Origin of the sequence: Bacillus sp. JJ1127 (assembly GCF_036965845.1) — a bacterium.
Classification (GTDB): Bacteria; Bacillota; Bacilli; order Bacillales; family Bacillaceae_G; genus Bacillus_A.
The window spans coordinates 1-2,377 of sequence record NZ_JBALQK010000352.1 but is presented as its reverse complement, the minus strand read 5'-3'; the positions used below and the strand labels follow the sequence as shown (position 1 = coordinate 2,377).

The window sequence follows — 2,377 nt, the reverse complement described above, 5'->3', positions numbered from 1 at the left end:
TTGCAGCATAAGATACGATTCCGTTAGGAATCTATGCTCTTTATTCTCTTTTATTCTATTTTTGCACCAGAACCAGTATTACTTTGACAAGCAATGCTAAGAATAACGGTATAAACAGTACCATAGCAAGTTTGATTGCTATGTCATTTATAGTTGGGTTAAACGGTTCAAAATTAATTATGATATTCACTTACCTTTCTTTTTATCCTTTTATTTTTATAATACAATTTATATTATTTTGTCCACTAAAAAAAGACACCATGAGGTGCCTTCCTCCGACTTGAACCATCTTAATTTTAATAATATGTATTGGACTCCCATCCAAATAATATTTTACCATGTTAAGTTATATTGTTTATTGAGAAATGTTATTCTAATTAGTGGTATTCCTTGTTTTGTATTTGGTGTAGCGGGTAAGTCTTTTGTTTTAATGCTGGGGCTTCCTCTATAAATTTGGTATATGAATGATGATAGAATAATTGGAAGAAGTGTTTTTATTATAGGATTGATGGCTGGATATGCAGTATACAGATGAAATAGCTGAAGGAATTGCTGAAGGAATTTAACGAGGATACTAAGTCGGAAGATGAGTTGTAAGTTGTGTTGCGAGGGCATTTGTATCTTGACCATGAGATTGAAAAAATATTACGCTTTGTTTTGGTTGAACCGGATTATATCTTAACTAATAGATTTATGTTTATGAATAAAGTTAATTTAGGAGTTGCTTTGGGTTTAATGCCGAAAGAGATTGCTAAGGTGTGGAGTTAGTATAGTCATATGGACACAACTTAGTTAAGTCCTTACAATGGATTTCAAGGAGGAAGTGTCCGTATGACAAACAAGAAATTTAATGAAGAGTTTAAAAAAATGGTGGTTGAATTATATCGTTCGGGACAACCTGTAAAACAATTAAGCAGCGAGTATGGCATATCAGAAGTAACCATTTATAAGTGGATTAAAATATATTCTCCTATCACATCAGTTGATGAAGATGAAATGACGCTAGAAGATCTAAAACGAATGAAAAAAGAAATGCTTCGTCTAAAAGAAGAGAATGAAATCTTAAAAAAAGCTATGGCCATATTCGCGAGAAAATAAAAGATACAGAATTACACCAATTTATCGATTGTCAAAAAGGCACGCACTCTGTTCATAGGATGTACCAAACTCTTGGAATAGCGAGAAGTTCTTACTACCAATCTCAGCACAAAACAGAGTCAAAGCGTAGTCGTGAAAATGAAGAATTAACCAAAAAAATTATACAAATTCATCAAGACAGTGGAGAGCGTTACGGTGCACCAAAGATTCATCAAATACTATTGGAACAAGGATTACAAGTAAGCATAAAGCGTGTACAACGGCTCATGAAAAAAGAAGATATTCATTCCGTTATCTTAAAGAAATACAAACCACATTCATCAAAATCAACTGTAGAGGAACGGATAAATCTATTAGAGCGAGACTTCTCTACAACGACAATCAATGAAAAGTGGGTAGCGGATATTACCTATATTCACACGCAAAAAGATGGTTGGTGTTACCTCGCATCTGTCATGGATTTGTATTCTAAAAAAAATGTTGGCTATTCATTTTCACGAAATATGACAACGAATCTTGTAGTAAAAGCATTAGAAAACGCTTACTATACTCAGAAACCATTAGAAGGTCTCATTCTACATACTGATTTAGGAACACAATATACAAGTCAGGAATTTCAAACCTTACTCGCGAATTATAAAATAAAGCCCTCTTTCAGTAAGAAAGGCTGACCGTATGATAACGCTTGTATCGAGTCATTTCATGCCATTTTAAAGAAAGAAGAAGTATATCGTACAAAATATGCCACATTTGAACAAGCGAACTTAGCATTATTTCAATACATCGAGGGATGGTATAACCGCAAGAGGATTCATAGCAGCATTGGTTATAAAACTCCCCAAGCAATAGAAGATCTAGCTAGCAAAGTAGCTTAGATTTAACTTTTTTGTGTCCAAAATATTGACCCAAATCCATTAATACTTTCCTTATTACAAATTAAAATAAATGAAAGTCTTTTGTAATAATTATGAAAGACTTTTGAAAGATATTGAAAGTAAGATGAACTTCTAAATATCAATTTAAAAGTAAAAAATTTCACAAAGAGAGGATAACAGAATGAAAAACACATTTAAAACAACTGGAATTGGAAAGAAGGTAATTCCTGCGACAGCAGCATTAGGTATTCTTTTTTCCGTGGCTTCTATTGCAGAAAATAAGGCTAGCGCAGGGATAGATATGGTAGTAGATGTAGGTATTACTTGATTAGGTATTGTAAAAGACATTTATGAAGTACTTGGAATATCGCCGGATAAATCAGGCTCAGATACTCACATTGATG

2 pseudogenes are annotated in these 2,377 nt (G+C 33.0%); both read left to right on the top strand.

What is annotated here, in order from left to right:
- Positions 1–831: 831 nt before the first annotated feature.
- A pseudogene (locus V7183_RS24260) lies at positions 832–1,973 on the top strand (IS3 family transposase).
- A gap of 181 nt (positions 1,974–2,154) precedes the next feature.
- A pseudogene (locus V7183_RS24255) lies at positions 2,155–2,377 on the top strand (cell wall-binding protein); the annotation flags it as partial.